The sequence below is a fragment of the Actibacterium sp. genome, assembly GCF_041584535.1.
Classification (GTDB): domain Bacteria; phylum Pseudomonadota; class Alphaproteobacteria; order Rhodobacterales; family Rhodobacteraceae; genus Actibacterium_D.
In genome coordinates, this window is the sequence record NZ_JBFHDW010000132.1 from 1 (window position 1) to 7,141 (window position 7,141).

General features: G+C 63.7%; 5 protein-coding genes and 1 pseudogene. 1 reads left to right on the forward strand and 5 read right to left on the reverse strand.

Features of this window, described 5'->3' with window-relative positions:
- Positions 1-425: pseudogene (locus tag ABYW26_RS08070) on the forward strand (integrase core domain-containing protein); the annotation flags it as partial.
- 256 nt (positions 426-681) lie between these two features.
- Here ABYW26_RS08070 and ABYW26_RS08075 read toward each other — a convergent pair.
- From ABYW26_RS08075 to ABYW26_RS08095, 5 genes are all read right to left on the reverse strand, one after another.
- Positions 682-2,595 (reverse strand): TRAP transporter fused permease subunit, encoded by a 1,914-nt coding sequence (locus ABYW26_RS08075; RefSeq protein ID WP_068101170.1) that lies wholly within the window; start codon positions 2,593-2,595, stop codon positions 682-684.
- Between the two features lie 120 nt (positions 2,596-2,715).
- Positions 2,716-3,720 (reverse strand): TAXI family TRAP transporter solute-binding subunit, encoded by a 1,005-nt coding sequence (locus tag ABYW26_RS08080; protein ID WP_372604260.1) that lies wholly within the window; start codon positions 3,718-3,720, stop codon positions 2,716-2,718.
- A gap of 189 nt (positions 3,721-3,909) precedes the next feature.
- The gene (locus tag ABYW26_RS08085) at positions 3,910-5,301 is read right to left on the reverse strand and encodes a hypothetical protein (protein ID WP_372604261.1); all 1,392 of its coding nucleotides are present in this window, start codon (positions 5,299-5,301) and stop codon (positions 3,910-3,912) included.
- 150 nt (positions 5,302-5,451) lie between these two features.
- Entirely contained in the window at positions 5,452-6,144 is a 693-nt protein-coding gene (locus ABYW26_RS08090) for an IS6 family transposase (RefSeq protein ID WP_372604262.1), read from the reverse strand.
- 133 nt (positions 6,145-6,277) lie between these two features.
- Positions 6,278-7,072, reverse strand: coding sequence for an IclR family transcriptional regulator C-terminal domain-containing protein (locus tag ABYW26_RS08095; protein ID WP_372604263.1), 795 nt, complete (start codon positions 7,070-7,072; stop codon positions 6,278-6,280).
- Positions 7,073-7,141: the final 69 nt, after the last annotated feature.

Below are 7,141 nucleotides of genomic sequence, written 5' to 3' on the forward strand. Positions count from 1 at the left end.
GGATCCTGGAGCACCTGCTCGAAGCCGTTCCCTATCGCATTCACACCATCCTGACGGACAACGGCATCCAGTTCGCCGAGCAACCCCGCAACCGCAACACCGCATCATCCAGGCAGATGCGGTTCGACATGATCTGCCAGGCAAATGGGATCGAGCATCGGCTTACCAAGCCGAACCATCCCTGGACTAATGGTCAGGTCGAGCGGATGAACCGCACCATCAAGGAGGCCACCGTCAAACGGTACCACTACGACAGCCACGACCAGCTGAGCACGCACCTCGCGGACTTCATGGCAGCATACAACTTCGCACGCAGGCTCAAGACACTCAACGGGCTCACACCCTATGAATACATCTGCAAAATCTGGACATCAGAGCCCGAAAGATTCATCAGGGATCCAATCCACCAAATGCCGGGACTGAACACCTATATCCTGTGCACCGAATGGGGCATTGCGTCGCCGATGACGCGCTTCGTGCCGGTGATGGAGGCGCGGGGCGCGCGGATCGTGACGATCGCGGGCAGTCACCTGTCGATGCTGACCGAACCCGAGGAGACGCTGGAGGCGATCCTTGCAACGCCCTGACGCACGGGCGCGCAGGTGCCACGCAAAAGCGGCGCCCGACTTGCGAGGGGCGCCGCTGAGCGAACCCGCCGGGGCGGGATGCCGGTTTCCGGGGTTAGCTGCCGACAACTGCGCCGGCCGCGCTTCCCCCCATCAGCTTCTGTTGCCCATAGAGCAGGACAATGGCCGCGAGCGGCAGCAGCGCGAAGGCCGGGTGCAGGCCGGTCAGGAAGAAGCTGGCCACCCCGATTGCGATCAGGACCAGCCGCATCACCACCGACACCCGCCGCGCCAGATACCCGACGAGCCCAGCCGAGATCAGGAAGACCGAAGCCACGCCGCCGATGATGGCCGCGCCGATCTCGACCAGGGTTCCTTGCAGAAGGAAGGCAGGGTTCAGGACGAAGGCGAAGGGGATGATATAGGCCACCACCGCGAGCTTCAGGGCCTCGAGCGCCGTTTTCATCGGAGCGGAGCGCGCAATCGACGAGGCCACGAAGACCGACAGGCAGACCGGCGGCGTCAGGAAGGACAGCGTGCCGAAGTAGAAGATGAACATATGCGCGCCCATCTTGTTGATGCCGAGCTGTTCGAAGGCCGGGCCGATCAGGATCACGAGGATGATATAGGTCGCCGTCACCGGCACCCCCATCCCGAGGATGATGCAGCCGATGGCCGAGAAGATCAGGAGCAGCCAGATGCTGCCGCCCGAGGCCGCGATGAGGTTCTGCGACAGGCTCGACCCAAGGCCGGTCAGGCCGAGGCAGCCCACGACGATCCCGGCAATGGCGCACATGATCGCGATGAACACCGTGGCTTCGCCCGCTTCCACGAAGGTGCGGACATAGGCGCGCGCCGGGCGGCGCATGCTGGGCAGGACCAGCGACATCAGGATCGTGGCGAAGCTGGCCGCGAAGGCCGAGGCCGCCGGGTTCCAGTTCCAGCCAAAGAGCGTCCAGAGCAGGATCGCGAAGGGCACCGCCACCGGGATCATCCGGCGGCCCGCATCGCGCAGGTCCGGAAGCTCGGTCGCGTCGGCGCCTTCCATGCTGGCTTTCACCGCTTCGAGGTGAACCTGAAGGTAGACGCAGAAGTAGAACAGGAGCGCCGGAACCGCCGCCGCGATGGCCACGGTGGCATAGGGAACGGCCAGGAACTCGGCCATGAGAAAGCCAGTGGCGGCCATGACCGGGGGCAGGACGAGGCCGCCGGTGGAGGCGACTGCCTCGACCGCGCCGGCCCGTTCGGGCGAATATCCGACCTTGCGCATCATCGGGATGGTGAGCATCCCGGTGGTGGCCACGTTGGCCGAGGCGCTGCCCGAGAGCGAGCCAAAGAGCGCGCTGGACATGATCGCGACCTTGGCGGGTCCGCCCTTGCGGCGGCCCATCAGGGCGAAGGCGAAGTCAGAGATCGCATCGCCGCCACCGACCAGGAACAGTACCTGTCCGAAGACCACGAAACTGGTGACGATGGTGGCCGCGACATAGACCGGCGTGCCGAAGATCGCCCCGGTTCCGAGATAGTTATAGGTGACGAGCCGGTCCCAGCGGATCACGCGGGTTTCGAACATGCCCGACAGGTAGTGACCGAAATAGGCGTAGCCCAAAGCCAGAAGGCCGACGCTAACCATGGTCCAGCCGACATGGCGGCGTGCCACTTCGAGAAGCAGGACGATACCGATCACGCTGACGATCACCTTGTCGGTGGTGATGAGGCCAAGGCTGCGAACGATTTCGTCGTAATTCAGAAAGATGTAACCCCCGACGATCAGCGCCAGAACGGCCCCGATTATGTCATACCAGGGCGGCGTTTCGCGGACCTGGGACTTGGAGAAGGGTTTGACCAGGAACGAGATCGCGACGCAGATCGCGATGAACAGCGTCAGGTATTGTTCCTTGTATATGATGATGCCGAAGCGCGGCAGCAGCTGAAGCGAATAGATCAGTGCCGCGATGGGCAGGATGATAGCAAGGACCTCGTAGACGTAGCGATACGGGCGTTTCAGAACCCTGTTGTTTTCTTGCACGGGTGTCTGGCCTCCGGTTGGCGTGTGAGCTCTTACAGGGAGGATCGCCCCGGCCGCCTTCACCAGGCCGGAGCGATCCGTTGCTGTGTCGCGCCGGGACGTGGCCCGGCGCATCATGGGTTATTTCGCCGAAATCTCAGCCTGACGGGCTTCGAGCTCGTCGGTCCACACGCCCTTGGATTTGAAGAATTCAATGGCGGCCGGGTGGAACGGAACCACGACGGCGGTGTCGGCAAAGCGATCCGGCGTCCAGGTCGCGAGCGACGGGTGAATGGCCTTCAGCTCTTCGGAATGCTCCCACAGGGTCTCGAGGATCGCGGTGACCTTTTCGTCGGCCAGATCGCTGCGGCCGTAGAGCGTGGTCGCATAGCTGAGCGCGTGGATGTCGCTGTCGACACCGACGATGCCCGCGGGCACTTCGATCGGAACGAAGGCGCTGCCGATTTCCTGCGAACGGGCCATCGCTTCGGGCGAGGGGTCGATCGACAGGATGCGCGCGCCTTCGGCGGCGTTGAGCTGCTGAAGGATACCGCTGCCGATGGAGCCGACGGCGGCGTCGGCGCGGCCCTCGATCACGGCGGTCACGCCTTCGGGATAGCTGGAGGCGCTGACCACTTCGATGTCGTCATCGGTCAGGCCGGCATTGGCGAGCGCGGCTTCGGCGGTGATCGAGGACCCCGCGAAGGCGCCGTAGTTCGACACGACGCGCTTGCCTTTCAGATCGGCCATGCTCTGGATGTCCGAGCTGCCGCGCACCACGAGCGACAGGCGGATCGGCGAGCCGAGCATGATCGTGGAGATCGGATACCCTTCGCCGCCATTGGCCCCTTCATAGGGTCCGACGGCGCGGAAGGCGAAGTCGGCTTCGATCGGGCTCGAAAGGCCAAGATCGGCCTCGCTGGAGACGAACATCGGGAAGAAGACCGTCGGGGATTGCGGCAGCACGTCAACGCGGTCGCCGGTATATTGGCCAATGACCGAGGCGATGGCCTGGGACTGCGCGTAGAACAGGCTTCCTTCCGGGTTGCCGCCCATCACGAGGATATCGGCCTCGGCGGATTTGGGCGCGGCGCCCACAAGCATGGCAACGCCGAGCGCTGCGGCGGTCAGTTTCTGGAATATCATTGGGGCAACATCCTCCCTACCCACTGCGGTTCTTGTCCCGCTCTTTGGAGCGGGTCTGGCTATTGAGCCCGGTATTCGAACAAACATCGAATACCGCATCAACTTAGAGGCAGCCCGAGTTGGAGTCAATTCGGGCTGACGGTCCCGGTTGCAATCTTCAAACGAATGAGAGGCTGCCCCAGCGGCAGGTCAGAGCATCGCGCCCGCGATCAGCAGGGCGGTCATGACGATCACGTAATAGGTCAGGATGAATGGCCCGTTCCATCGCAGGCCCACGTCGCGGGGGGACTTGCCGATCATCCCCGTGGCGATGGCAAGAGTGGACGCGAAGGGGGACAGCAGCATCGAGCCGGACCAGCCGCACATCAAGGCCAGCATCAGCATCAGTTCCGGCATGTCGATCCCGGACGAGATGATAGCGCCGGAGCACAGCAGCGCGCCGATCATGGGTGAGAGGCCAAGCTGGCTTACCAGTGTCATCAGCAGGATGATGATGCAGGCGATGACGCCCGGCCCGATCGAGACATGTTCGATCTGCATGCGAAGCTTTTCGGCGGGCAGCATTTCCACCACGGTCAGTCCGAGGAAGGCGCTGGCGCCGATCAGGCAGATTTCACTGGTTGAATCGGGCAGTGCGCGGAACCCGTCGCGGGCAAGGGATTTAAGATTGCCCGAGAAGGGGCGCCCCTCGGTCAGCAGGACCCAGATCACCGCCATGGCGGGAATGACGATCAGGATCGCGGCCCGCATCGGAATGCCGACCACCGCCTCGGCCAGTGCCGACAGCCCGGTGATCGCAAGGAGCAACCCGAGCAGCGCGGCCATGGCGAGGCCCGCGCCCTTGTGGGGCGACGGGGTGAAGGTGCGGCGCGGACGGCGCTCCAGCCGGTCGAACACCCAGCCGAGGGCGAAGAAGACGACCATCAGGCCAAGGCCGTAGGGCAGGTAGGACACATATCCCAATGTCGGCATCAGCGGGATGAGCATGTTGATGGCCAGTCCGACCGGCGACCACAGGATCGTGGCGGCAAAGCCGCGCAGGACCGCATTGGTGATTCGCCGCCCCTGCACTTCGGCGATGTCGGGGCTGGGCGCGGCGCGGTCACGTTCGGCCAGCGCGATCCCGAGCAGAAGCTGCAGGCCGCCGAGATTGAGCAGGATGCCGAAGATATGACTGCCGCTGGCCAGCAGGGCGAACCGCCGCGACGGGGGCTGGTCCACCACGAAATGGGCGGCGGTACTGACGATGTTCGAGCGCATCGCGGCCACCCGCAGGATCGCCATGACGGCCAGCAGGGCGGGAAGGTAGAGCGCGCGGCTTGCTGCAAGGGCAAGGCTGCCCGGATCGCCCCCGGTCAGGACCAGCAGCGCCCCCGACAGCGCGGCCAGCAGGAGCAGGACCTTGGCGTTCGTGCGCACATGACGCCAGCGCATCAGGATGTGGCACACGATCAGCGTGATCGCGATTCCGGCGAACAGGTGATTGTTGCTGAACAGGTCCGCGAGGGTGAAAATCGTGCCGCCCAGCAATGCGGCCGATGCGATCGTGGACAGACGGCCGGGGCTGGCTGCATCTGGCATGATATGCTCTTACCTCATATCGGTGAACCGACCGCTACGCACCGCCCGGTTTGATCGACGGTGCGGCGGCTCTATCCTTTCCGGTATTGTCTAGACAGGGCGTTGTCAACTTAACTCGCTGGCGCCGAGGAAATGGCCTGTTTTAGAGCGTCAGATGCTCGCGGCGCCCTTCCAAGCGTCGAAGGCTTCGATTCGATGATAGCGTGTTGCGTTTGCGGAACGGCGGCTGGCGGGAACTGAGAAACGGTTTCGGACGGCAGTGTGGCAGGCTACAAACCGTTGCAACCCGTCCGGAGAGCGAAATCCTTGCATGCAACGCTCTCGTTTTCGAAACGGTAGATGGCTGTTTTCCGCCCTGTTGTTCAAGCCCTTGTGGGAACGATGTTCGAGACCGGATGCGACTTCACGTTTGGCCGCTCCGTAGGATCGCAGCTTGTCTGTGACGATCCGTTTGGGCAAGCCAAACCGCTTGATCAGCGCCTTCAAAAGACGCTTTGCGGCACGCTTGTCGCGTCTGGATTGCAGGATTTCCTCCAGAACAAGCCCGTTCTGATCGACCGCGCGCCAGAGCCAGAACTTCCGCCCCGATATCGTTACCACAACCTCATCGAGATGCCAGATATCGCCGGGACGGGCCTGGCGTCGACGCAAATTCCGGGCAATTTGAGGGGCAAATTTCGCCGCCCAACGCCGGATCGTCTCATAGGAAACGTCGACGCCACGGTTCAGGAGCATTTCCTCGACCTCGCGTAGGGAGAGGTTGAAACGCACATAAAGCCAAACCGCGTGCGTGATGATCTCTGGCGGAAAACGGTGGCGCTTGTAGCTGACAGTCGTACTCATGCGTAGCAACTACGAAAAATATCCAACGCTGCCAACGGACCCGTGTTAACGTGACAATTCCTTCTGGCGAAGAACCTTCAGACCACCACGATGATGCTGACCTGACGCGGGCAGCCTTGCCCGCCGGCATCGTTCAAAGGGACCGCGACAGCGCCTCGGCATAGATGCGCAGGGTGGGCAGCATGTGCTCGCGCATGTCCTTGACGGTGAGGCGCGGCCGCGCCGCGCTCACGCTCATCGAGGCGACCAGTTGGCCGTCCGGGTCGAAGACCGGAATGGCCATGCTGACCATGCCCAGTTCCAGCTCCTCGTCGGTGAAGGCCACCTTGTCACGGCCGGCGGCGCGGATGATCTCTTTCAGCTTGGCCTTGTCCGTAACCGTATGCTTGGTCATGGCCACCGGCTCCGCCGCGTCGAGATAGGCATCCAGCGCCTCGTCGTCATAGGCCGACAGCAGGATACGCCCCGTGGCCGCGGCATAGGCGGGCAGCCGGGTGCCCAGACGGATCGCGGTGGAGACCAGCCGCGCAGCCTCGGCCCGCGCAACGAAGGTTGACCGGCCATCCTCCAGGATCGACAGCGAGACGGATTCCCCCAGCTCCTCGCGCGCCGCGTCAAGCTGATGCTGGGCAAGCTGGGGCAGCGGAATCGCGCCGGTATAGGACCGACCCAGCCGCAACATGCGCGGGGTCGGCATGAAACGCGGGCCGTTCTTGGTCAGATAACCCAGATCGGTCAGGGTCAGCAGGCAGCGCCGCGCGCTGGCCCGCGAAATGCCGGTCTCATCGGCGGCGGAGGAAACGGTGACAGCCGGGTGCTCTTCCCCGAACAGCTCGATGATGGCCAGGCCCTTGGCCAGCCCCGCCATCCCTTCGGGCGCGCGCGATTTCGTCGCCGTGCCCCCGTCTTTTTCCGTCGTCCCCGTCATCCGAGCTCCACCCTTTTCTGGCATGTCCGGTCCCCGGCGCCGGTCGCGCCGGCGACGTGCCGGGCATCA

What these genes read in the sequence shown, in the direction of transcription:
- ABYW26_RS08080 (WP_372604260.1), bottom strand. Translation starts at nt 3,720, where the DNA reads ATGATATTCCAGAAACTGACCGCCGCAGCGCTCGGCGTTGCCATGCTT.
- ABYW26_RS08085 (WP_372604261.1), bottom strand. Translation starts at nt 5,301, where the DNA reads ATGCCAGATGCAGCCAGCCCCGGCCGTCTGTCCACGATCGCATCGGCC.
- ABYW26_RS08090 (WP_372604262.1), bottom strand. Translation starts at nt 6,144, where the DNA reads ATGAGTACGACTGTCAGCTACAAGCGCCACCGTTTTCCGCCAGAGATC.
- ABYW26_RS08095 (WP_372604263.1), bottom strand. Translation starts at nt 7,072, where the DNA reads ATGACGGGGACGACGGAAAAAGACGGGGGCACGGCGACGAAATCGCGC.